At 71.2% G+C, this 22,279-nt stretch carries 20 protein-coding genes and 2 tRNA genes; 19 read left to right on the forward strand and 3 right to left on the reverse strand.

Annotated features, from left to right (window positions below):
• The first annotated feature begins 118 nt into the window (after positions 1-118).
• From ACFY1U_RS00470 to ACFY1U_RS00485, 4 genes are all read left to right on the forward strand, one after another.
• Complete coding sequence (locus ACFY1U_RS00470; RefSeq protein WP_390692812.1) at positions 119-571, forward strand: hypothetical protein; 453 nt, start codon at positions 119-121, stop codon at positions 569-571.
• 149 nt (positions 572-720) lie between these two features.
• Positions 721-2,007, forward strand: coding sequence for a glutamate-5-semialdehyde dehydrogenase (locus tag ACFY1U_RS00475; RefSeq protein WP_390691934.1), 1,287 nt, complete (start codon positions 721-723; stop codon positions 2,005-2,007).
• Between the two features lie 106 nt (positions 2,008-2,113).
• Positions 2,114-2,680 carry a hypothetical protein gene (locus ACFY1U_RS00480; RefSeq protein WP_390691935.1) on the forward strand — a complete coding sequence of 189 codons (567 nt, stop codon included), beginning with the start codon at positions 2,114-2,116 and terminating at the stop codon, positions 2,678-2,680.
• A 112-nt stretch (positions 2,681-2,792) separates the two neighbouring features.
• The gene (locus tag ACFY1U_RS00485) at positions 2,793-3,866 is read left to right on the forward strand and encodes a hypothetical protein (RefSeq protein ID WP_390691936.1); all 1,074 of its coding nucleotides are present in this window, start codon (positions 2,793-2,795) and stop codon (positions 3,864-3,866) included.
• Positions 3,867-3,912: 46 nt separating this feature from the next.
• Here the strand turns inward: ACFY1U_RS00485 and ACFY1U_RS00490 are convergent, their stop codons facing one another.
• Complete coding sequence (locus tag ACFY1U_RS00490) at positions 3,913-5,028, reverse strand: M48 family metallopeptidase (RefSeq protein ID WP_390691937.1); 1,116 nt, start codon at positions 5,026-5,028, stop codon at positions 3,913-3,915.
• Positions 5,029-5,153: 125 nt separating this feature from the next.
• On the opposite strand from ACFY1U_RS00490, the gene ACFY1U_RS00495 reads away from it, so the two are divergent.
• From ACFY1U_RS00495 to ACFY1U_RS00540, 10 genes are all read left to right on the forward strand, one after another.
• Entirely contained in the window at positions 5,154-5,315 is a 162-nt protein-coding gene (locus ACFY1U_RS00495; RefSeq protein WP_344402465.1) for a hypothetical protein, read from the forward strand.
• 109 nt (positions 5,316-5,424) lie between these two features.
• The gene (locus tag ACFY1U_RS00500; RefSeq protein WP_099928839.1) at positions 5,425-5,589 is read left to right on the forward strand and encodes a hypothetical protein; all 165 of its coding nucleotides are present in this window, start codon (positions 5,425-5,427) and stop codon (positions 5,587-5,589) included.
• A 79-nt stretch (positions 5,590-5,668) separates the two neighbouring features.
• Positions 5,669-6,355 carry a nicotinate-nucleotide adenylyltransferase gene (nadD, locus tag ACFY1U_RS00505; RefSeq protein ID WP_390691938.1) on the forward strand — a complete coding sequence of 229 codons (687 nt, stop codon included), beginning with the start codon at positions 5,669-5,671 and terminating at the stop codon, positions 6,353-6,355.
• Between the two features lie 16 nt (positions 6,356-6,371).
• Entirely contained in the window at positions 6,372-8,072 is a 1,701-nt protein-coding gene (locus tag ACFY1U_RS00510) for a LytR C-terminal domain-containing protein (protein WP_390691939.1), read from the forward strand.
• A gap of 110 nt (positions 8,073-8,182) precedes the next feature.
• Positions 8,183-8,626, forward strand: coding sequence for a ribosome silencing factor (gene rsfS, locus ACFY1U_RS00515; protein ID WP_115908209.1), 444 nt, complete (start codon positions 8,183-8,185; stop codon positions 8,624-8,626).
• Positions 8,626-9,297: a histidine phosphatase family protein gene (locus tag ACFY1U_RS00520; protein WP_390691940.1), complete on the forward strand. Its 672-nt coding sequence runs from the start codon at positions 8,626-8,628 to the stop codon at positions 9,295-9,297. The genes rsfS and ACFY1U_RS00520 overlap by 1 nt, the downstream gene beginning before the upstream one ends.
• A 91-nt stretch (positions 9,298-9,388) precedes the next feature.
• Positions 9,389-9,461 (forward strand) — tRNA-Ala (locus ACFY1U_RS00525).
• A gap of 207 nt (positions 9,462-9,668) precedes the next feature.
• On the forward strand, positions 9,669-9,842 hold the full coding sequence (locus tag ACFY1U_RS00530) for a hypothetical protein (protein ID WP_107057459.1): 174 nt from the start codon (positions 9,669-9,671) through the stop codon (positions 9,840-9,842).
• A 3-nt stretch (positions 9,843-9,845) separates the two neighbouring features.
• Entirely contained in the window at positions 9,846-10,079 is a 234-nt protein-coding gene (locus ACFY1U_RS00535; RefSeq protein ID WP_003976229.1) for a hypothetical protein, read from the forward strand.
• 105 nt (positions 10,080-10,184) lie between these two features.
• Positions 10,185-10,257 (forward strand) — tRNA-Ala (locus tag ACFY1U_RS00540).
• Positions 10,258-10,368: 111 nt separating this feature from the next.
• On the opposite strand, the gene ACFY1U_RS00545 is transcribed toward ACFY1U_RS00540, so the two are convergent.
• Both ACFY1U_RS00545 and ACFY1U_RS00550 read right to left on the reverse strand, forming a co-directional pair.
• On the reverse strand, positions 10,369-11,982 hold the full coding sequence (locus ACFY1U_RS00545) for an NADH-ubiquinone oxidoreductase-F iron-sulfur binding region domain-containing protein (RefSeq protein WP_344402458.1): 1,614 nt from the start codon (positions 11,980-11,982) through the stop codon (positions 10,369-10,371).
• Entirely contained in the window at positions 11,979-13,286 is a 1,308-nt protein-coding gene (locus tag ACFY1U_RS00550; protein WP_390691941.1) for a cytochrome b/b6 domain-containing protein, read from the reverse strand. The genes ACFY1U_RS00545 and ACFY1U_RS00550 overlap by 4 nt, the downstream gene beginning before the upstream one ends.
• A 420-nt stretch (positions 13,287-13,706) precedes the next feature.
• On the opposite strand from ACFY1U_RS00550, the gene leuS reads away from it, so the two are divergent.
• The 5 genes from leuS to ACFY1U_RS00575 all read left to right on the forward strand — a co-directional run bounded on the left by leuS (position 13,707) and on the right by ACFY1U_RS00575 (position 22,277).
• Positions 13,707-16,589 (forward strand): leucine--tRNA ligase, encoded by a 2,883-nt coding sequence (leuS, locus tag ACFY1U_RS00555; protein WP_390691942.1) that lies wholly within the window; start codon positions 13,707-13,709, stop codon positions 16,587-16,589.
• 142 nt (positions 16,590-16,731) lie between these two features.
• Positions 16,732-17,466, forward strand: coding sequence for a hypothetical protein (locus ACFY1U_RS00560; RefSeq protein ID WP_390691943.1), 735 nt, complete (start codon positions 16,732-16,734; stop codon positions 17,464-17,466).
• A 72-nt stretch (positions 17,467-17,538) separates the two neighbouring features.
• Complete coding sequence (locus ACFY1U_RS00565; RefSeq protein WP_390691944.1) at positions 17,539-18,384, forward strand: DegV family protein; 846 nt, start codon at positions 17,539-17,541, stop codon at positions 18,382-18,384.
• A gap of 120 nt (positions 18,385-18,504) precedes the next feature.
• Positions 18,505-19,527, forward strand: coding sequence for a helix-hairpin-helix domain-containing protein (locus ACFY1U_RS00570; RefSeq protein ID WP_390691945.1), 1,023 nt, complete (start codon positions 18,505-18,507; stop codon positions 19,525-19,527).
• The gene (locus tag ACFY1U_RS00575; RefSeq protein WP_390691946.1) at positions 19,524-22,277 is read left to right on the forward strand and encodes a ComEC/Rec2 family competence protein; all 2,754 of its coding nucleotides are present in this window, start codon (positions 19,524-19,526) and stop codon (positions 22,275-22,277) included. Before ACFY1U_RS00570 ends, ACFY1U_RS00575 begins: the two co-directional genes overlap by 4 nt.
• Positions 22,278-22,279 lie beyond the last annotated feature (2 nt).

Below are 22,279 nucleotides of genomic sequence, written 5' to 3' on the forward strand. Positions count from 1 at the left end.
GGTGGACGTTCCGCAAAACCGCCCCACGAGCCCTTGCGGCCTGCTCAACTTTGTCTCAGGGATACATTCCGCACGTCCGCCAGTCGATCATTGCGTGAAGGAGGCCGTCGTGAGACGAGTGCGCCCAGGGGCGGCGGCGTCCCGTGACGGCGCCCCCTCCCGCGCGGCCGGCGAGGAGCGCGCCCTGACCAGCGTCGCGGCCGGCGACCGGTACGAGGAGCCGGCCGACCTGCCGCGCCTGTGGCACGTCACCCTCAGCGTCTCCGGCGAGGAGGCCCCCCTGAACGAGGTGCGGCGCGGCCTCGAGCAGCTGGCCCACGACCACCCCTTTCTGCTGACCAGCCGGTACGCGGGCGACCACGCGGAGATCCGCTACTGGGAGGAGGCCCGCGACCTCCACGACGCGGCCGCCGTCGCCCTGCGCCTGTGGGGCGAACACCGCCAGACCGCCAAGCTGCCGCCCTGGGAGATCGTCGGCCTGGAGGTCATCGACCGCGAGACCTACCACCAGCGGATAGCGGCGGGCTACGGCCCGGCGCCCGCCACACCCGTCGGCGTACACCCCTTTTGATCCGACCACGGACCGCAACCATTGATTGAGGAACCCCCACGGAGAGCAACCACGTCCGCGAGAGCGGCGCCGGTTTAGGCGCAAAAAGGTGCGTCTCGGGGTTTGGAATGGCTGCTGAACGGGCCCGCTCGGCGCACTACCCTTCCCTCATGACCACGCTTTCGCCGTACGACTCCATGTCCCCGGTCAACCGGGCCGCCTACCGCGCCAAGGCCGCCGCCGCCGACCTCGCCCCGCTGCCGCGCGCGGTCAAGGACGACGCGCTGGCCGCCATCGCGGACGCCCTGGAGGTCCGTACGAGCGAGATCGTCGAGGCCAACGCCAAGGACATCGCCAAGGCCCGTGAGGCCGGCACCAGCGAGGCCATCATCGACCGGCTGACGCTCACCCCGGAGCGGGTGCGTGCCATCGCCTCCGACGTGCGTGACGTCGTCGCCCTGCCCGACCCGGTCGGCGAGGTCGTCCGCGGCTCGACCCTCCCGAACGGCATCGACCTGCGCCAGGTCCGCGTCCCGCTCGGCGTCGTGGGCATCATCTACGAGGCCCGCCCGAACGTCACCGTCGACGCCGCCGCCCTCTGCCTGAAGTCCGGCAACGCGGTCCTGCTGCGCGGCTCGGCCTCCGCCTACGAGTCCAACACCGCCCTCGTCCGGGTCATCCGGGACGCCGTGGGCGGTGCCGGACTGCCCGCCGACGCCGTACAGCTCGTACCCGGCGAGGGCCGTGAGAGCGTGCGCGAGCTGATGCGCGCCCGCGGCCTGGTCGACGTCCTCATCCCGCGCGGCGGCGCCTCCCTCATCCAGACCGTCGTGACGGAGTCGATCGTCCCCGTCATCGAGACCGGCATCGGCAACTGCCACGTCTACGTCGACGCGAACGCCGACCTCGACATGGCGATCGACATCCTGATCAACTCCAAGGCCCAGCGGGTCAGCGTGTGCAACGCCGCCGAGACCCTCCTGGTCCACCAGGACATCGCCCCGGAGTTCCTGCCGCGCGCCCTGGACGCCCTCGCCGAGGCCGGCGTGACCGTGCACGCCGACCCGCGGGTGCTGGCGTACGCGAAGGACTCCAAGGCGACCGTCGTCGAGGCCACCCCGGAGGACTGGGACACCGAGTACCTCTCCTACGACATCGCCGCCGCCGTCGTCGACTCCCTGGACAAGGCCGTCGAGCACATCCGGCTGTGGACCTCCGGTCACACCGAGGCGATCGTGACGACCTCGCAGCAGGCCGCCCGCCGCTTCACCCAGCTCGTCGACTCCACCACCGTCGCCGTGAACGCCTCCACCCGCTTCACCGACGGCGGCCAGTTCGGCTTCGGCGCGGAGATCGGCATCTCCACGCAGAAGCTGCACGCGCGCGGCCCGATGGGGCTGCCGGAGCTGACGAGCACGAAGTACATCGTCACCGGCGACGGACACATCCGGCGCTGAGACAGCGCCCTCCCGGGCGGCTGTGCCGCACGAGAGGTGTCTCACAAGGCGGATGAATTTCCATACCGTCTGCCCAAATTGACCCCCCAGGTCTACTCTGGATCCCGTGCCGGAGGACGTGGGGGGCACGCCGTTCCCTGACGGCTGGGAGCCCGACGACGACCACGACCGCGGGGTGTCGGACGAAGAGTTCGCCTCCGTGGTCTTCGACGAGGCCTTCGTACGGGCGGCCGTGGTGCACGAGCCGACCGCCGTCGAACGCCTCCTTGCCGCCGCCCAGGCGAGAGCGGAGGCCTCCGAGGCGGAAGCGCGCCGGGCCCACGGCAGGGGCGAGCGGTACGAGGAGGGATACGAACCCTCCGGTTTCGGCCATGATCCCGAGTTCGACGACCCGGACGACACCGACATCCTGGAAGGCCGCTACGGCGCCTCGGGGACGTACGGAAAACAGATCCGCTGGCACCGCCCGGTCGCCTGGATGCTCGCCCTCGTGATGGGCATAGGCATGGTCGCGCTGGCCTTCACCGCGGTCTACCGCGGCTCCACGGGCAGCAGGGACCAGGGGCCGCCGCCGCCCGCCTCGACCGGCCTGGAACAGGGCAGCGCGCCGCCGCCCTCCGCCTCCGCCGACAACTCTCAGCCAGCGCTCTCGGTCATCCCGCCGACCCCCTGACCGGCGGCCCGAGCGCCCCCTTCGCGCTCACTTTCGAACCTGGTGAGAACCTGTCAGAAGTTGTCGTGTACCAGGGCGTTTACCGGGGCTTCCGGAGACCTACCCTGAATATATGGGAGGGCCTGGAGACCCACCTGAGGGGACACCCGAGGGCGCCCCCGGCGGTGGAGGAGAGGACGAATACCGATCCGTCGTGTTCGACGAGTCGTTCGTCCGTGCTGCCCGCCTCCAGGAGTTCTCCGCGCAGGAGCGCATGGCCGACCACGCGCCCGCCGTGCGCCGCCGTCCGCCGCTGCACAGAGGCCTGTCCCGGCAGGCGCTGATCCTGGTCCTGCTGATAGCGGTGGCCTTCGGCACCGCCATCTACATGGGTGTACGGCACCCCTACCAGAGCGCCACGGCCCGGCAGCCCGTCGAGCCCCTGCGGATGACCGTCATACCCCTCTCCCCGCAGGGCAAGGTGCCGGGCGCGGCCGATCCCGAGTACCTGTACGCGCACAGCCCCGCCGCGCAGTTCCGCGTCGGCGCCGAGGGCATACCGCTGCCCGCCGAGCGGCGCACCGCGCACTTCTCGGAGAGCCAGGTGGTGGCCGCCCTGACCACCGCCAAGGACTACATAGTCCGCTCCTCGCTCTACCCCGAGGTGCTCAGCAGCCAGGACGTCCGCGCCGCGCGCGTCCTGCTCGACGGCAGCCAACTCGACCAGTTCGACCAGAGTTTCGAGCACCCGACGGCGGACGGTCGTCACCAGCCCACCGGATGGCTGGTTCGCTTCGACCAGACCCGCGCCCAGCTCGCCGACAGCAGGATCCGCGTCCAGGGCACGCTGCAGGCCGCGGAGACCGACTCGGCCACCCTGGAGGTCACCGCGGACCACACCTTCGTCTACGCGCTGAAGGCGACCGGCGCCGACGCCAAGGCCCCCGCATCCCTGTTCACCGTCCGCCGCGAGCTGCACTTCCGCTTCGACCGCGACGACCTGCGCCTGCACCAGGCCCAGCTCGTCGTCTCCTACGTCCAGGCCGGCCCGCTGTCCTGCGCCGAGGACTCGACGAACCACTTCCACCCGCTGCTGGCCGGACAGACGGCCAAGGCGGGCGGCCCCGCGGGCACCGACCCCTACGCCACGGGCGGCGCCACGGCTCTCTGCGGCTCCCTGGCCCCCGGCGCGCAGCCCAAGGTGTGAGCGACCGGCGGGGCGCCGCCGTCCCCGCCGGCCCCGAACCGTCGGTTCAGTCCTCGTCCCGCGGCGGGGTGTCCCTGGGCGGCTCGTCCTGCGGCGGCCGCTCCTGCGAGGGAGCCGAGCCGGTGAAGCCGTCGAAGCCGCGCCGTACCCGCCCGCCGATGCCCCCGGCCCCGCCGGCGATGTCGCTGACCAGCTTCATCAGCGGGTCCTTGGAGCTCTTCACATTGCTCGCGTAGCTCGCCGCGGACTCCCGGAACGAGTCCGAGACCGAGGTGTCCTTGTCCTCGGTGCGCCGCGGGTAGTGGCCGTCCATGATCCGCTGGTAGTCCCGGGACTCGGACCACTTCTTCAGCTCGGCCGCCCGGATGGTGGTGAACGGGTGCGAGCGCGGCAGCAGGTTCAGGATCTTCAGCACGGAGTCGCGCAGATCGCCGCTCTCCTCGTACTCCTCGGCCTGCTTCAGGAACGCGTCCACGTTCATCTCGTGCAGATGGTTGCCGCCCGCGATCTTCATCAGGCCGCGCATGGAGGCCTGCAGATCCTGCCCGGCGAGCAGTCCCGCCCGGTCCGCGGACAGCTCCGACTTGCGGAACCACTCGCGCAGTGCCGTCACGATCGCCATGATCGCGATGGTGCCCAGCGGGATCCAGGCGACCCGGACCGCCAGCTGGGTCAGGAACAGCAGGATCGTGCGGTACACCGCGTGCCCGGACAGGGCGTGGCCCACCTCGTGGCCGATGACCGCCCGCATCTCCTCCTCGTCGAGCAGCTCGACGAGCCCGGTGGTGACGACGATGATCGGCTGATCCAGGCCGATGCACATCGCGTTCGGCTGCGGGTCCTGGTTGACGTACATCGGCGGGACCTTCTCCAGGTCCAGGATGTAACAGGCGTCCCGCAGCATGTCGTTGAGGTGCGCGAACTGCTGGTCCGAGACGCGCACCGAGTCGGACAGGAACAGCAGCCTGAGGCTGCGCTCGGGCAGCAGCCCGCTGAGCGCCTTGAAGACCGTGTCGAAGCCACTCAGCTTGCGCAGCGCCACCAGCGCGCTGCGGTCGGCCGGGTGCTCGTACGCACGCGAGGAGATCCCGGGGAAACGCCTGCGCTGCCTGCTCGGTACGTTCTCGTGTCCGTTGTGCTCGTGGTGGCCGTCGTCGGACATGTCTTCCCCCATGTGCGTGTAGTGGCCCTTTGCGGACCCTTGTGCGGCCCTTTGCGCCCCCGAAGCGAGCCCCAGCCTAGGCGGAGTTACCGTGGACGGGCACTACACCGAAGGAGTCCGAAACCATGGAGCACACCCCTGCGGCCGCCTGGCTCGCCGAGGCCGCGAGCGCCGCCCCGCACCAAGGGCCGGGGAATCTGCTCCGGGTCGTACTGATCGTGATGATGGTGGGTTGCGCGCTGACCGGGTGGTTCCTGTTGCGGGGCTACAAGCAGAAGGACGACTGACGACCGCGCCGGGTTCCCCGACAGCGGAGTCGGGGTGATCGCCGGGCAGGCCCCCGCTTACCATGGGCCGACATCTTTATCCCGCCCACACCGGATAGGTCCTGCCGAGATGAGCTTCCACAGCGCCGCAGCCCAGTTGGTCACCCTTGCCGCCGAGGGCGAGGAGCACGGCGGCAACCACGAGAGCCTCAGCCCCTACGTCACCGGTGGCAGCGCGCTGTTCATCCTGCTGCTCCTGCTGTGGATCACCACCCGTTTCAACCGCGACCGCTGATGCGCCCGGTGCCCATACCAGGGCACTTCGGTCATCCTCGGGCCGGTGCCCTCAGGCCGGGCCGGTAGGGTCTGCACGCATGGGAGAGCAGGACATGCCTACCGGTCCGGCGAAGGACGCGACGATCGGCACGGAACCCCGCCCGACGAGCGGCCCCGGCAACGGGCCGTCGAACCCGGGCAAGCGCCGCCTGGGCGTCATGGGCGGAACGTTCGACCCGATCCACCACGGGCACCTCGTGGCGGCCAGTGAGGTCGCCGCGCAGTTCCACCTGGACGAGGTGGTGTTCGTCCCGACCGGACAGCCGTGGCAGAAGACCCACCGCCATGTCTCCCCGGCCGAGGACCGCTATCTGATGACGGTCATCGCGACCGCCGAGAACCCGCAGTTCTCGGTGAGCCGTATCGACATCGACCGCGGCGGCCCCACCTACACGGTCGACACCCTGCGCGACCTGCGCGCGCTCAACCCCGACACGGACCTGTTCTTCATCACCGGCGCCGACGCCCTCGCCCAGCTGCTGACCTGGCGGGACACCGATGAGCTGTTCTCCCTCGCGCACTTCATCGGGTGCACCCGCCCCGGCCACCACCTGACCGACCACGGCCTCCCGGAGGGTGGTGTCTCTCTCGTGGAGGTTCCCGCGCTGGCCATCTCCTCCACCGAATGCCGTGCGAGAGTCGCCAAGGGAGACCCCATCTGGTACATGGTGCCGGACGGAGTCGTGCGCTACATCGACAAGCGCGAGCTGTACCGCGGCGAGTGAGCCGAGAGGGGCACCGGTGAACGACCGATACGACGCGGGCTACGGCGGCGACCACGAGGACCAGTACGAACTCGTCGGCTACGACGAGTACGGCCGGCCCGTCTACCGGCAGGCCCCGCAGCAACAGGCTCCCCAGCAGCCGTACGACCCGTATGGGCAGCAGCAGGGCTACGGGTACGACCCGTACGCCACCGGCCGCCAGCAGCCGGTCCCGCAGCAGTACGACCCCTACGGCACCGGCCAGCAGCCGCCCGTGCCCTCCTACGACCCCTACGGCGCCGGTTCGCACAGCGGTGCGCCCGGGGCGCCGTACGACCCCTACGGGCAGGCCGCGGCGAGCGGTCAGCAGCCCCGTGTCGTCGCCGAGCAGACCGCCTACATCCCGCAGCAGGCCGGACCGGCGGAGCCCGCCCCGGGCGAGAAGGCCCCGCCCCGGTCCGAACGGGACTACCGCACCGAGCAGTTCGCCTTCGTCGAGGACCCGGACGCCGAGTCCGAGGACGTCATCGACTGGCTGAACTTCACCGAGAACCGCACCGAGCGCCGCGAGGAGGCCAAGCGCCGCGCCCGCAGCCGCATGATCGCCCTCGTCGTCGTCCTGGCCCTGGTCGCGGTCGGCGGCGTCGGCTACCTCTGGTACGCCGGGAAGCTGCCGGGCCTCACGTCGCCCGGCTCCAAGAAGGGCGGCACCACGACGGCCGCGGGCGCCCAGAACCGCGACGTGATCGTCGTCCACCTGCACAACACCAAGAAGGGCGGCACCTCCACGGCGCTGCTCGTCGACAACACCACCACCAAGCAGGGCACCACCGTCCTGCTGCCCAACTCCCTTGCCCTGACCGACGACGACGGCAACACCTCCACCCTCGCCAAGTCGGTCGAGGACGACGGCTCCTCCGGCACCCGCGACGCCCTCGACACGGTTCTCGGCACCAACATCGAGGGCACCTGGCGGCTGGACACCCCCTACCTGCAGAACCTCGTCGACCTCGTCGGCAACATCGACCTCGACACCAACGCCGACGTACCCGACCCGGACGCCACGAAGAAGGGCAGCGCGCCCCTCGTCCACCAGGGCAAGGACCAGACCCTCAGCGGCAAGATGGCCGTCGCCTACGCCACCTACCGCGCCTCCGGCGAGGCCCAGAACGCCCAGCTGGAGCGGTTCGGCCAGGTCATGCAGGCCACGCTGCGCAAGCTGTCCTCCGACCCGACGGCGGCGACCACCACCGTGCAGACGCTGGCGCAGATCCTGGACCCCTCCCTGACCGACAAGGACCTCGGCACCTTCCTCGCCAAGCTCGCCGACCTCGCCAAGGGCGGTGACTACAAGACCGCCCTGCTGCCCGTCCAGAACGACGGCACGCTGAGCGAGCAGGCGAGCGCCAGTGTGGTCAAGGACGTCCTCGGCGGCACCGCGAAGAGCCCCGACCAGGGCTCGGGGGTCCGGGTCTCCGTGCAGAACGCCAGCGGTGTGAAGGACAACACAGAGAAGGCCCGCGTGGTCCTCCTCAACGGCGGCTTCACCTTCCTGGAGGGCGGCACCGCCCCGGCCCCCGCGGCCACGTCCAAGGTCGTCTACACCGACGCCGCCGACAAGGAGAACGCCGCCGAGGTCGCCAAGACCCTGGGCCTGCCCGCAGCCTCGGTCACCAAGGGCCAGGCCACCGGCAACGCGAACGTCTCGGTGATCCTCGGCCGGGACTACAAGCCGTAGTCGTCCTGGCCGGCCCGGGCCGCCCCACGTGATCCCTTAATCACGTGGGGTGCTGTCGGTGGTCCGTGAGACCCTTGGTGTCAAGTGACCGCCGACCGGAAAGCCACGTAGTGACCGCCACTGACCGCTCTCTCGAGCTCATCACCACCGCCGCGCAGGCGGCCGCCGACAAGCTCGCGCACGACATCATCGCCTACGACGTCAGCGACGTCCTGTCGATCACGGACGCCTTCCTGCTGGCCTCCGCACCCAACGACCGCCAGGTCAAGTCGATCGTCGACGAGATCGAGGAGCGGCTCAACAAGGAGCTCGGCGCCAAGCCGGTGCGCCGCGAGGGCGACCGCGAGGCCCGCTGGGTCCTGCTCGACTACGTCGACATCGTCGTCCACGTCCAGCACAGCGAGGAGCGCGTCTTCTACGCCCTGGAGCGGCTGTGGAAGGACTGCCCCGAGCTGGAGCTGCCCGCCGACGCGAAGGCCACCCGAGGCAAGGCCGAGGAGCACGCCAAGCTGCGGGCTGCCGAGGAGGCGGCCGACCTGGGCGGTGAGTGGTGATGAGCGCCACCGGTGAAGTGTCCGCGGGCCGGGCGGGCCGCGGACGCCGCGTCATCCTGTGGCGCCACGGCCAGACGTCCTGGAACGTGGAGCGCCGCTTCCAGGGCACCACGGACGTCGCACTCACCGAGGCGGGCCTCGCCCAGGCCCGCCGCGCCGCCCGGCTGCTCGTCTCCCTCAAGCCCGACGCGATCGTCGCCTCCGACCTCCAGCGCGCCGCGCACACGGCGGCCGAGCTCGCCGTGCTCACCGGCCTGGACGTCACCCACGACGAGGGCCTGCGCGAGACCTACGCGGGCGTCTGGCAGGGCCTGACGCACGAGGAGATCATCGAGCGGTACGGCGAGGAGTACGCCGCGTGGAAGCGCGGTGAGCCGGTCCGCCGAGGCGGCGGCGAACTGGAGACCGAGGTGGCCGAGCGCGCCGCCCCCGTGGTGCTGCGGCACGCCGAGAAGCTCCCCGACGCCGGCACGCTCGTCGTGGTCAGCCACGGCGGGACGATCCGCACCACCATCGGCCGCCTCCTGGGCCTGGAGGCCCGCCACTGGGAGAGCCTGGGCGGTCTGTCGAACTGCTGCTGGTCCGTCCTGGGCGAGGGAGCCCGCGGCTGGCGCCTGCTGGAGCACAACGCCGGCACGCTCCCGGAGCCGGTGCTCGGCGACGACGACTGACGCCCGGCGGTCCGCACACCCGGATTTCACTTTCCGGCAGGTCGCAGGCTAGAGTTCTACTCGTTCGCCCCGCCAAGCGGGGGCCGGACGAGGGGCTATAGCTCAGTTGGTAGAGCGCCTGCATGGCATGCAGGAGGTCAGGAGTTCAATTCTCCTTAGCTCCACAGAACGGTCGACGAAGATCCCGTCCCCAGAGGGGGCGGGATTTTTCGTGTTCCGGCACCGGCTTGAGTCACTTCGGCCCGGGAGGCGTATACCTCTGGGAAGGCGCCGTGTCCGGACTGGTACTGAGGCGTCGCTGACCGTATTGGTCCGGCCGTGGCAGAATCAAACGGCCGGAAGGGGGCGCGGCCCGACGGGAGGGAGCAGTGATGCCTGCGAGCATCCTCGAGGAGGTCGGCCACCTCCTCGAAGCGGCGTCGACACGGGACACGGTCACCCGTCTGAGCTGCCCTTCCTGCGGTTCCGTCCATGTCGCCCAAGTTCTCGGCGACAACGGCGGAATCTCCTACGTGTGCACGGCCTGCGGCCACAGCTGGAGCTGATCGATGGGTGCACACAGGCGAAAGTGCGACTGGTGCGGCAGCGGTACGCCGATCGTCCGCGACATGGAGCCGGTCAACCCCGACTACCAGTACTGGTGCGAGGAATGCGCGCGGGCGCTGATCATAAAGGGCGACCCGATCGAGACGTACCGCGAGCTGGAGGGCGAGCCGATCTACGGCCGCCTCCTGGAGGAGCACTGCACGCTCAAGCGGTTCTACTCCTTCGTCACCGCTTGACGCCGTCGGCCCTGCCCGGGGCCGACGGAAACGATTTGGTGTTCCACCCGGTGGACCGTGTAATGTTGGCGTCGCCGCCGGGGGAAACCCCGGAGGACCAAGCAAGGGGCTATAGCTCAGTTGGTAGAGCGCCTGCATGGCATGCAGGAGGTCAGGAGTTCAATTCTCCTTAGCTCCACAATCAAGATCCCGCCGGATCGTTTCGATCCGGCGGGATCTTCGTGTTTTCGGGGGCAGTTGTGCGGAAGGGGGGCCGCCCGGCGCGGGCGGCCCCCCTTCTGACGTCGGCTCAGCGGCCCAGTGCGCGCCGCCCGCGGCCCTGTGAGAGGACCGGCAGGTTGCGGGAGGGCGCCCGGTCCCGGGGTGTCTCCTCCTCGATGCGCAGGGCCAGCGCCGGGCAACGGCGCACCGCGCGCAGGGCCTTGGCCTCCGCGTAGCGCGGCACCTGCGCCTGGGCGACGGTCGGGAAGCCGTCGGCGCCGAGCTCGAACACCTCCGGGAGGATGTCCGCGCACAGGCCGTGGCCGCGGCACAGCGTCCAGTCGACGTAGATCTTCTGACGGCTTGGGCCGTTCTCCACGGGCTCGCCGCCGCCCGGGATGCCCGTAGGCATCTGACCGCCCTCGAAGAGCGGCAGAACGCCCTCCACGGGCCGTCCGCAGCCGTTTCCGAGGACATGCGCGGCCAGGTCGTCGGTGAACGCCTTGATGGTCGACTCCAGGAACATCGCGGAGCCGTCCGGGTGCGAGCACGCGCCGCGCCGCTTGACGTTCTTGGCGACCTGCTTGAGCGCCTCCAGGGCGGCCGGGCCTCCGCCGTTGAGGATGTCCGCCATACCGCGTGCGGCAGCGGGCAGGCCGAGGTAGCAGGGACCGCACTGGCCCGCGCTCTCCTCGGCCAGCCACTGCGCCACGCGCAGCGACTCGCCCAGCGGGCAGGTCTCCTGACTGATCGGCAGGATCGCGCCGGCACCCAGCGCACCGCCCACCGCGTCCAGGGAGTTGCGGGAGACGATCGCCTCGTTGACCGTCGCCGCGTCAATCCACTTGCCGTGGTAGCCGCCGGTCAGCACGCCCTGCGGGACGGGCGGGGCGCCGGCGAGCTGGAGGACGTAGCGCAGCGGGACGCCCGTGGGGACCTCGATCACCATGGGGCGGGCGACCGCGCCGGAGACCGTCAGCATGACGGTGCCCGGCTCGTCGTACAGGCCGGTGTTGCCGTAGCGCTCCGGGCCGATGCGGGCGGCGATCGCCAGCTGGGCGAAGGTCTCGGCGTTCGACAGCAGGGTGGGTGCGCCGCCGACGCCGTTCTGGGAGGCGCTGACCTTGCGGCCGGGCGGGATCGCCGGGCCGCCGTCGATGGACCGGATCAGCGAGGCCGCCGCTCCGGTCACCATGCGGATGGGATTGCGCTGCACGCGCGCGCGTAGAACCGAGCGGCGGCCGTTGTTCAGGCCGCGTTCGGCGAGCGCGGCCTCCATGGAGCGCTGTGTCGACTCACGGGTGACCCCCACCACGAGCGTGCGGGCACCCAGCGCCTCCGCGACCAGCAGCGCGCCGTCCAGGATGAGGTGCGGGGCACGGTTGATCAGCACCGTGTCCTTGCGGCAGGCCGGCTCGTCCTCGCTTCCGTTGACGACGACGACCGGCCGTACGCCGCGCTTGATCGCCGCTTCGGCGACCGAGCGCAGCTTCTTGTGGAAGGGGAAGCCCGCGCCGCCGCGGCCCTTCAGGTTGATGTTCTCGGCGAGCTTCGCGAGCTGCTCGCCGCCGAGCGGTTCGAGCGGCCCGTGCACCTTGAGGTGCATGGGCAGATCGAGTCTTTCGACAAGGTCGAAGCCAGACGTGAGCTGCGGAAGTCCGACCACGCGGACTTCTGGGACGTCGGGCAGGGCCTCGTTCACCTATAGCCTCCGGAAGGCGTGTTCCAAGGTTCGCCCGAACCCGGTGCGTCGAAGGAGGCACCGGGCGCTGGTTCATTGGCGGGACCGCTGTTGTACGTGTCGTTCGGGTTGTACGTGCCGTAGAGGGTGTTTGTCTCACCGGTGTCGTACACGTCACTTCCGCCGTATCCCGCGGTGCCCGAATTGCCATAGGCCGGGATGTTGTATCCGGTGTCCTGCATCGGGTCGTACGCCGACGGGGGTGCCTCGCCGACCGGCGGGGGCATGGGGACCGGCCAGCTGCCCGAGGTGCTGCCGCCGCCGTCCATGCGCGGGATCGCCTCCGTGGGCTGCATGTCCATGGGCAGGTCCATGCGGGCGGTCTGGTCGGCCGCGTAGGGCTGCTGGCCGCGCTGCTGGGGCGTGACGGCGCGGTAGGCGGCCGCGAAGCCGTTGGCAGGCTCCGGGGTCATGGTGCGGGCGGCGGGAGCGTCGTAGTAAGCCGCTGCGGGCGTCGTCATCGTGTCGGCGGGGGACGGCTTCGGCGCCCGCGCGTTCTCGTAGCCCGGCAGTGCGGAGGAGGTCTCGCCGACCCGTGCGCGGCTCGCTTCGAGCTCCTCGGCGCGGGACGAGCCGGGCTCGTTGCCCAGGAGGGCGGCGAGCCGGTCGGCGACCCGGCGCTTGAACGGCCGGGGAGCCGCCCGCAGGGCGAGCGCGGCGGCCACCGCGACCAGGCACAGCTCGTAGGAGATCATGAAGAACGGCTTCGCCGCGCGGCCCGCGAACAGGCCGTGGACCAGCGCCGAGCACCAGGCGGGGTAGGCCAGTGCGTGCATGGCGCGCCAGCGCGCCGCGACCGGCGCCGGGGAGGCGAACTGGTTGCGCAGGGCACCGGTGATGCCCACGAAGATCATGAGGAGTCCGGCCAGCGAGCCGAGGCCGATGAGACCCGCGCTGCCCTTGACGCCGAGGCTGAAGGGGATCAGTGCGGCGATCAGCACCGTGTGGTCGAGTGCCAGCTTGACGGTGATGTGCACCAGCAGGAACGCGATCGAGCCGACGGCCGTCACCCGGTGGATGCCCTGGGCGATGATCCGCTGGCGCGTGTTCAGGATGAGCCGGTCCTGGGCCACCAGCCCCCAGATCACCGAGCAGGTCAGACAGACGAGCGAGAGGACGCCCGCACCGAAGTTCAGGAACTGTTGCAGCCACCCGCCTCCGAGCAGCACGACGACGGGTATGAGCAGCAGTACGACAGCCGACGCCACCCCATAGGCCGACCGGCCCGGCTTGGGGAGCGAGGTGTTACTACGACGAGGGTTCATGGGGGCAACTCCGAAGCAGTTTCGGGAAGGCGGTCCCGCTGCCGAACTCTAAGTGGCTCCATACCGATCGGTACGAGGTTTGAGTTATTGCGTTGTTATCCAAGGACAACGCGCTCGTTGCGATGTCCCGGTAGTGGGTGTTACGCGAAGTAACTTTTGACCTTGGTTCAGCTTTTGTCGGGTGATGACAGTGGTGCCAAGGAGGCATACGGAAGCGCGTCGCATCGTGCTCAAGCGCTGCGGTACCCTAACGCCATGCGTGCTGTACGCCTTCTGCTTAGCGGGCCGCGCTGATCAGTCCCGACCACCGGGCGAATCGGATGGTCGGAATCGGCGCGGCGTCCCCTCCTGTGCGAGGGGATTTTTCGTTTCTCGAACGACACCGCTGCTGGCAGAGACGATCGATGGAGCTTAAGGATCATGAGCGAGACGAACCCCGCTGCCGCCGCCGAGGCGGCAGCGCCGCACCGCTACACGGCCGCCATGGCGGCCGAGATCGAGGCACGCTGGCAGGACTTCTGGGACGCCGAGGGCACCTACGCCGCGCCCAACCCCAAGGGTGACCTGGCCGGTGACCCCGAGGTCGTCGCCCGGCCCAAGAAGTTCATCATGGACATGTTCCCGTACCCCTCGGGTGCGGGCCTGCACGTCGGCCACCCCCTGGGGTACATCGCCACCGACGTCTTCGCGCGCTTCCAGCGCATGACCGGCCACAACGTCCTGCACACCCTGGGCTTCGACGCCTTCGGCCTGCCCGCCGAGCAGTACGCCGTGCAGACCGGCACGCACCCGCGGGTCTCCACCGAGGCCAACATCGAGAACATGAAGGCCCAGCTGCGCCGGCTGGGTCTGGGCCACGACAAGCGCCGGTCGTTCGCCACGATCGACCCGGACTACTACAAGTGGACCCAGTGGATCTTCCTGCAGATCTTCAACTCCTGGTACGACGACGAGGCGGACAAGGCCCGCCCGATCTCGGAACTGATCGCCCAGTTCGAGACCGGTGAGCGCGCCGTACCGGGACACACGCGCGCGTGGCACGAGCTGAGCGCCACGGAGCGTGCCGACGTCCTGAGCGGGTTCCGCCTGGCGTACGCCTCCGACGCGCCGGTCAACTGGTGCCCCGGCCTGGGCACCGTGCTGGCCAACGAGGAGGTCACCTCCGACGGCCGCTCCGAGCGCGGAAACTTCCCCGTCTTCAAGGCCAAGCTGCGCCAGTGGAACATGCGCATCACCGCCTACGCCGACCGGCTGCTGGACGACCTGGAGGCGCTGGACTGGCCCGAGGCCATCAAGCTGCAGCAGCGCAACTGGATCGGCCGCTCCGAGGGCGCCCGCGTCGACTTCCCGATCGACGGCGAGAACATCACGGTCTTCACCACGCGCCCCGACACCCTGTTCGGCGCGACCTACATGGTGCTGGCCCCCGAGCACCCGCTGGTCGAGAAGTTCACCCCGGCCGCGTGGCCGGAGGGCACCCACGAGGTGTGGACCGGCGGTCACGCCACCCCGGCCGAGGCCGTCGCCGCGTACCGCGCGCAGGCCGCCTCCAAGTCCGACGTGGAGCGGCAGGCCGAGGCCAAGGACAAGACCGGCGTCTTCATCGGCGCGTACGCGACCAACCCGGTCAACGGCGAGCAGGTCCCGGTCTTCATCGCCGACTACGTCCTGATGGGCTACGGCACCGGCGCGATCATGGCCGTACCGGCGCACGACAGCCGTGACTTCGAGTTCGCGCGCGCCTTCGAGCTGCCGATCAACTGTGTCGTCGAGCCCACCGACGGCCGCGGTACGGACACGTCCACCTGGGACGAGGCCTTCGACTCCTACGACGCGAAGATCGTCAACTCCGTGGGCGAGGGCGTGTCCCTGGACGGCCTGGGCGTCGTCGAGGCCAAGGCGCGCGTCACCGAGTGGCTGGCGCGCAAGGGCATCGGCGAGGGCACCGTCAACTTCCGGCTGCGCGACTGGCTGTTCAGCCGTCAGCGCTACTGGGGCGAGCCCTTCCCGATCGTCTATGACGAGGACGGCATCGCCCACTCGCTGCCCGAGTCGATGCTGCCGCTGGAGCTGCCGGAGGTCGAGGACTACTCACCGCGCACCTTCGACCCGGACGACGCGAACACGTCCCCGGAGACCCCGCTGTCCCGCAACGAGGACTGGGTCAACGTCACGCTGGACCTGGGCGACGGCCCGAAGCGGTACCGCCGCGAGACCAACACCATGCCCAACTGGGCCGGTTCCTGCTGGTACGAGCTGCGCTACCTGGACCCGCACAACAGCGAGCAGCTGGTCGACCCGGAGATCGAGCAGTACTGGATGGGCCCGCGCGAGGGCCAGCCGCACGGCGGTGTCGACCTGTACGTGGGCGGCGCCGAGCACGCCGTGCTGCACCTGCTGTACGCGCGCTTCTGGTCCAAGGTTCTGTACGACCTGGGGCACGTCTCCTCCGCGGAGCCGTTCCACAAGCTGTTCAACCAGGGCATGATCCAGGCCTACGTCTACCGGGACAGCCGTGGCATCGCGGTGCCGGCCGCCGAGGTGGAGGAGCGCGACGGCGCCTACTACTACCAGGGCGAGAAGGTCTCCCGGCTGCTGGGCAAGATGGGCAAGTCCCTGAAGAACGCGGTCACTCCGGACGAGATCGCCGCCGAGTACGGCGCCGACACGCTGCGCCTGTACGAGATGGCGATGGGCCCGCTGGACGTGTCGCGGCCGTGGGACACGCGCGCGGTGGTGGGCCAGTTCCGGCTGCTGCAGCGGCTGTGGCGCAACGTCGTCGACGAGACGACCGGCGAGGTCACCGTCGTCGACGTCGAGGACGCCGACATCGACGAGGAGACGCTGCGCGCCCTGCACAAGGCGATCGACGGCGTCCGCCAGGACCTGGAGGGCCTGCGCTTCAACACCGCCATCGCCAAGATCACCGAGCTGAACAACCACCTGACCAAGGCGGGCGGAGCGGTGCCGCGCTCGGTCGCCGAGGCCCTGGTGCTGCTGGTGGCTCCGCTGGCCCCGCACATCGCCGAGGAGCTGTGGCGCAAGCTGGGCCACACCGACTCGGTGGTCCACCAGGACCTGCCGGTCGCCGACCCGGCGTATGTCGTCGACGAGTCCGTGACCTGCGTGGTGCAGATCAAGGGCAAGGTCAAGGCGCGGCTGGAGGTCTCGCCGGCCATCTCCGAGGAGGAGCTGGAGAAGGCCGCGCTGGCCGACGAGAAGGTCGTCGCGGCGCTGGACGGCGCGGGGATCCGCAAGGTGATCGTGCGGGCGCCGAAGCTGGTCAACATCGTTCCGGCCTAGGCATCGCAGGCGGCCCGGGGCGAGCGCCTCGGGGTAGTCCCCTACGGGCAGGTTCGGGGTTCTTCTGGAACTCCGGGCCTGCCCGCCTCGTTTACCGTGGAAGAGCGACGCGGGATGTGTCGCGACCGTCGGAGGAGGAGCGGTGGAAGCAGTGATCGCAGTGTTCGCCCTGCTCTTCGTGCTCTTCCTGGTACTCGGTGCCTACGCCACGGCGAAGGCCGTCGGCGCCGCCAAGCGCGGCGTGGACCGCACGATCACCCAGGCCCGCCGCACCGTCGAGGACCACACCCTGCGGGCCAAGTCCTTCGCCCAGCCCGGAGCGGCGGGCGAGCTGGCCCAACTGCGGCTGAAGCTGCGCACGTCGATGCGTGCCACGCAGGACGCGCTGCACGCGGGCGCGGCCGAGGACGAGTCCCTCAAGGAGTCCCTCGGCCTCTTCGAGCGCCTCAACGTGCACGGGCAGGAACTGGACGGCGATCTCAAGCGCCTGGAGGCCGAGCCGGACCGCACGACGCTCGCCGAGCGGCTGCCCGCCCTGCGGGAGCGCACCGAGCGCATCGTTCAGTCGGCGGACGCACTGCGCTGGGCGGTCCGCGACCGGGCCCGCCGCTTCGCCGACGACGACCTGGACTCGCTGAGCGCGCAAATAGACGTCGAGGCGGGAGCCCTGCGGCACTGGACGAAAGCGGAGCCCGCGTCCACCCCGCCGCCGTGGCCCGAGGCCCCGGCCGCCGACGCCGAAGCGTCCCGGCAGACCTGGCCCGACGGGCCCCGGTCCCGCACCGCCGAGGAGCCGGCGCGGCCCGCCATCACCCCGCCGGGGCGACGCCCCGCCTACCCCTGGCAGAAGAAGCCCCGCCCCGAGAGCACTACTTGATCCGGTCAAGGGCAGACCAGGCGAGAGGGGCCGGGCTGCCGTCACGGCGCTACGGCAGGTAACCTCCAGCTCATGTCCCGCCATGTCGCGATCGTCACCGATTCAACGGCCTACCTGCCGCCGCGGACGATGGAGCGCCACGGCATCACAGCGGTGCCCCTGACCGTGGTCCTCGGCGACCAGGCACTGGACGAGGGCACCGAGATCTCGACGCGCTCCCTGGCCCAGGCGCTCCAGAAGCGGCGCCCCGTCACCACCTCGCGCCCCAGCCCCCAGCTCTTCGCCGAGACCTACCGCAAGGTCGCCGAGTCCGGCGCCACCGGCATCGTCTCCCTCCACCTCTCCGCCGAGCTGTCGGGCACGTACGACGCGGCGGTACTCGCGGCGCGTGAGGCGCCGGTGCCGGTGCGGGTGGTGGACACCGGGGCCGTCGCGATGGCGCTCGGGTTCTGCACGCTCGCCGCGGCCGAGGCGGCGGAGGCGGGCGGCACGGTGGACGAGGTCGTCACAGCCGCGGAGAAGCGAGCCTCCGGCACATCCGCCTACTTCTACGTCGACACCCTCGACTATCTGCGCCGCGGCGGCCGGATCGGCGCCGCGCAGGCGCTGCTGGGCTCCGCGCTCGCCGTGAAGCCGCTGCTGCAGCTGGACGGCGGACGTATCGAGCTTCTGGAGAAGGTCCGTACGGCGTCGAGGGCGATCGCCCGCCTCGAGGAGATCGTGGCGGATCGCGCCGGCAGCGCCCAGGTGGACATCGCCGTCCACCATCTTGCCGCCCCCGAGCGGGCGTCGGCCCTCGCTGACCGGCTCAGGGCGCGGGTGCCGGGGCTGGCCGACCTTCATGTGAGTGAGGTGGGGGCGGTGATCGGGGCGCACACCGGGCCCGGCCTGCTGGGGGTCGTGGTCTCGCCGCGCTGACGGCTCCGCGCTCCTGTGCTCTCACCCGTGTGAGGGACGAAGTTATCCACAACTGGTGGGTTGTCCCCGGGAATTGAGCAAGATCATCGCGAGGGTGGCGGAGTGCACCATCGTCGTGCCATGGCACTTCGATCACGTTCACGCACAGCGACCGCGACCAGTGGTCCGGGGCGCGGCCCCGCGTCCGACGGCCGGATCCGTCATCGGCGCCCCATGGCCCGCAGCCGGGTCCGGCACGGTCACCGGCATGCGCCGGCGGAGGACCTCCGACGCCGTGCGGAGGTGCTGTTCCCCGAACGGGCGGGGGAATGGCGGGAGTCGGGAGCAGGACCGCCGCTCGCGACCGTCGAGGAGGGCGATGAGCGCGGTCTGTCACCCCGGGACGGAACGGCCGCCGAGAGCCCGGACGATCGCAGGTTCCCAGAGGCCTGGCGCATGCGGGCGGGGCTTGCGCTGCGGGAGCGGATGCCGCTGTGGCTGCAGGCCAGGTGCGGCCTTGAGCGGCGGAGCGTGGTCGCGCTCTCGGTACTGCTCGTCGTTGCCGCGGTGTTCGCCGTTCAGCACTTCTGGGCCGGGCGGACACAGTCCGTGCGGGCGCCCGAGGTGGTGCGGGCGGCGGCTCCCTTCGGTGAACGGAAGGGGAGCGAGCGGCCGGGGCCGGACGCTTCGCCCGGGGCGCCGAGCGCCGCAGGCACGGCCGGGGCCGAGATCGTCGTGGACGTCAGCGGCAAGGTCCGTGAGCCCGGGATCCATCGCCTGCCCGCCGGTTCACGCGTCGCCGACGCGTTGCGCGCGGCCGGTGGGGTGCGTCCCGGGACGAGCACCGACGGGCTGAACCGGGCCCGATTCCTCGTGGACGGGGAGCAGGTGATGGTCGGCGGCCTTGGCGCCCCGGTGCCCGCCGCGGCTCCTGGCGGCCCGGCCGGTTCGGCGGCGGGCGCCGCACTCACCGCTCCGGTCCCGCTCAACACCGCCACGGTGGACCAGCTCGAGACCCTGCCGGGCGTCGGACCCGTACTGGCCCAGCACATCGTCGACTACCGCACGCAGCACGGCGGTTTCCGCTCGGTGGACCAGCTGCGAGAAGTCAACGGCATCGGCGACCGCCGCTTCGCCGATCTCCGGAATCTCGTACGGCCATGAGGGGCGCTCCCGATCTCCAGGCCGGTCGTGCGGCCGTCCACGCCGCCTCCTCAGGACGGCTGGGAGCCGCTCACCCCCGCCAGGAAGGGCCGACGGACCTGCGCCTCGTACCGCCCGCACTCGCGGTCTGGGCGACGGCCGCGGTGATGCTGGACGCGACGGCGGCGTGGGTCATGAGCACGGCGGTGGTGTGCCTCGTCGCGGCCGGTGTGCTGCTGTTCGTTCGGAGACGAGGAGCGGACGGCGGAGGAAGCCGCGGTGGGCAGGGGCAGGGCGGTTACGGCGGCGGTGCCCGTCTCGGCGGCGGCTGGGGTGGAAGCTCCGGCGGCGGTCGGCAGGGCGGCGGTGCTCCTGCCGGCGCCCCGTTGGCGACCGGCGCTCCCGCCGGTGGCTGCCAGGGCGGCGGTCCGTTGCCCGAGCAGTCGGCACCGGTGCCTGCGCCCGCGGGCGGGGCTTCGCGGGCGGGCGGTCGACCGGAGCGGGGAGCGTGGCCGCGGGTCTCCGTCGCCGCCGTCCTGCTCTGCGTCGCCGCGGCCGCCGTGTCTGCGGGGCTGCACGGTGCCGACGTCCGGCGTGGCCCCGTGCCGGAGCTGGCCCGGCAGTACGCCACCGTGACCGCCGAGGTCGAGGTCGGCTCCGACCCACGGCTCAGCCGGCCCCGGATCAGCGGGGACCATGTCGCCCCGGCCTCCGTGCTGATCGAGGGGGAGGTGCGGCGTGTGGAGGAGGCGGGCGGGACGGCGGTGGCGACACGAACGCCCGTGTTGATGATCGCCGACGTGGGAGCACGTGGTGCCGGAGGGGAGCGGGCACCACGGTCGCCCTGGCTGGAGCTGTTGCCCTCCACGCGGGTACGGGTCGTTGCGCGGTTGGCGCCGGCGGCGGTCGAGGGCGACCGGGTCGCGGCCGTGCTGCGGGTGCGGGGGAAGACCGCGCCCGCGGTGGTGGCGGGCCCGTCCGGGGTGCAGCGGTTCGCCGGGCGGTTGCGGGCCGGGCTGCGGGAGGCGACCGACGGGCTGCCGGCGGACGCCAGGGCGTTGCTGCCCGGCCTGGTCGTCGGGGACACCTCGCGGATCACCCCGGAGCTGGACGAGGCGTTCAAGGAGACCGACCTCGCACACACGCTCGCCGTGTCCGGGAGCAATCTCACGATCATCCTCGCCCTGCTCATCGGGCCACCCGGCACGGCTCAACTGGTGGAACGCCGCGGACTCGCACCGCGGCTCGGCATTCCGCTCAGGACGACCGCGCTGCTCGGCGGAGCCCTCACGCTCGCCTTCGTGATCGTGTGCAGACCGGATCCGAGCGTGCTGCGCGCCGCGGCCTGCGGGGGCGTCGTCCTGCTGGCCCTGGCCACCGGACGCCGCAGATCGCTCATTCCGGCGCTGGCGACAGCGGTCCTGCTCCTCGTGCTGTACGACCCTTGGCTGGCCCGCAGTTACGGCTTCCTGCTCTCCGTGCTGGCCACCGGCGCCCTGCTCACGCTCGCGCCCCGCTTGAGCGAGGCACTGCGCCGGCGCCGGGTCCCACCGAGGCTCGCCGAAGGGCTGGCCGCGGCGGCCGCGGCACAGGCGTTGTGCGCGCCCGTCGTCGCCGTGCTGTCGGCGCGGGTGAGTCTGGTGGCAGTGCCGTGCAATCTGCTCGCCGAGATCGCGGTGGCGCCCGCCACCGTGCTGGGGTTCGCGGCGCTGGCGACGGCGCCCGTGCTGATGCCGGTGGCCAAGGCGCTGGCCTGGTGCGCGAGTTGGCCGACGGGCTGGATCGCGGGCATCGCCCGGACGGGCGCGGCCCTGCCCGGCGGGGGAGTGGACTGGCCGGGCACGTGGAGCGGCGCGGGACTGCTCGCCCTGGTCACGGTGACGGCGCTGCTGCTCGGCCGAAGGCTGCTGAGACATCCGTGGTGGTGTGCCGCGTGCGGGGTGCTGCTCGTGCTCGTCGTCGTGCAGCCGCCACCGCTGACCAGAGTGATCACGGGGTGGCCGCCGCCGGGGTGGAGATTCGCCATGTGCGACGTGGGGCAGGGCGACGCGACGGTGCTGGCGGCGGGGGACGGCAGCGGTGTGGTGGTGGACGCAGGGCCCGATCCCACGCTTGTCGACCACTGCCTGCGCACCCTCGGCATCACCAGGATCCCCTTGATCGTGCTCACCCACTTCCACGCCGACCACGTGGCCGGGCTGCCCGGCGTGCTGCGCGGACGTTCGGTGGGCGCGATCGAGACGACGGGCTTCGAAGAACCCGCGGACCAGGCGCGGTTCGTCAGGAAGGAGGCGGCGGCACGACACATCCCGCTCACCCACGCCGTGGCGGGGGAGCAGCGCCGGACCGGCTCGCTCTCCTGGCAGGTGCTGTGGCCCCCACCCCGCCCGGCACCGGATCCGGACGGCCCGAACGACGCCAGCGTCGCCCTGCTCGCCAGATCGGGCGGACTGCGGCTGCTGCTGCTCGGGGATCTCGAACCTCCGTCCCAGCAGGCGCTGTTGAGATCGCCGGAGGGCGCGCTTCTCGGCGGTGTGGACGTCCTCAAGGTGGCCCATCACGGTTCGGCGTACCAGGATCCGGAGCTGATGCGCAGGGCGGCGCCGCGGATCGCGTTGATCAGTTGCGGGGAGCACAACATGTACGGCCACCCCGCCCCCAGCACGGTCGCGTCGCTGCAGGCCGAGGGCGCGGTGGTGCTGCGGACGGACCGGGACGGCGCCCTCGCGGTCACGGGGGAAGGCAGGGAGCTGGGGGTGGCGCGAGACTGAGC

The sequence above is a fragment of the Streptomyces sp. NPDC001351 genome (genome assembly GCF_042896045.1).
In the GTDB taxonomy this organism is placed as follows: domain Bacteria; phylum Actinomycetota; class Actinomycetes; order Streptomycetales; family Streptomycetaceae; genus Streptomyces.

What these genes read in the sequence shown, in the direction of transcription:
- ACFY1U_RS00475 (WP_390691934.1), top strand. Translation starts at nt 721, where the DNA reads ATGACCACGCTTTCGCCGTACGACTCCATGTCCCCGGTCAACCGGGCC.
- ACFY1U_RS00500 (WP_099928839.1), top strand. Translation starts at nt 5,425, where the DNA reads ATGAGCTTCCACAGCGCCGCAGCCCAGTTGGTCACCCTTGCCGCCGAG.
- ACFY1U_RS00550 (WP_390691941.1), bottom strand. Translation starts at nt 13,286, where the DNA reads ATGAACCCTCGTCGTAGTAACACCTCGCTCCCCAAGCCGGGCCGGTCG.
- ACFY1U_RS00520 (WP_390691940.1), top strand. Translation starts at nt 8,626, where the DNA reads ATGAGCGCCACCGGTGAAGTGTCCGCGGGCCGGGCGGGCCGCGGACGC.
- nadD (WP_390691938.1), top strand. Translation starts at nt 5,669, where the DNA reads ATGGGAGAGCAGGACATGCCTACCGGTCCGGCGAAGGACGCGACGATC.
- ACFY1U_RS00530 (WP_107057459.1), top strand. Translation starts at nt 9,669, where the DNA reads ATGCCTGCGAGCATCCTCGAGGAGGTCGGCCACCTCCTCGAAGCGGCG.
- ACFY1U_RS00495 (WP_344402465.1), top strand. Translation starts at nt 5,154, where the DNA reads ATGGAGCACACCCCTGCGGCCGCCTGGCTCGCCGAGGCCGCGAGCGCC.
- leuS (WP_390691942.1), top strand. Translation starts at nt 13,707, where the DNA reads ATGAGCGAGACGAACCCCGCTGCCGCCGCCGAGGCGGCAGCGCCGCAC.
- ACFY1U_RS00570 (WP_390691945.1), top strand. Translation starts at nt 18,505, where the DNA reads ATGGCACTTCGATCACGTTCACGCACAGCGACCGCGACCAGTGGTCCG.
- ACFY1U_RS00485 (WP_390691936.1), top strand. Translation starts at nt 2,793, where the DNA reads ATGGGAGGGCCTGGAGACCCACCTGAGGGGACACCCGAGGGCGCCCCC.
- ACFY1U_RS00565 (WP_390691944.1), top strand. Translation starts at nt 17,539, where the DNA reads ATGTCCCGCCATGTCGCGATCGTCACCGATTCAACGGCCTACCTGCCG.
- ACFY1U_RS00575 (WP_390691946.1), top strand. Translation starts at nt 19,524, where the DNA reads ATGAGGGGCGCTCCCGATCTCCAGGCCGGTCGTGCGGCCGTCCACGCC.
- ACFY1U_RS00490 (WP_390691937.1), bottom strand. Translation starts at nt 5,028, where the DNA reads ATGTCCGACGACGGCCACCACGAGCACAACGGACACGAGAACGTACCG.
- ACFY1U_RS00535 (WP_003976229.1), top strand. Translation starts at nt 9,846, where the DNA reads ATGGGTGCACACAGGCGAAAGTGCGACTGGTGCGGCAGCGGTACGCCG.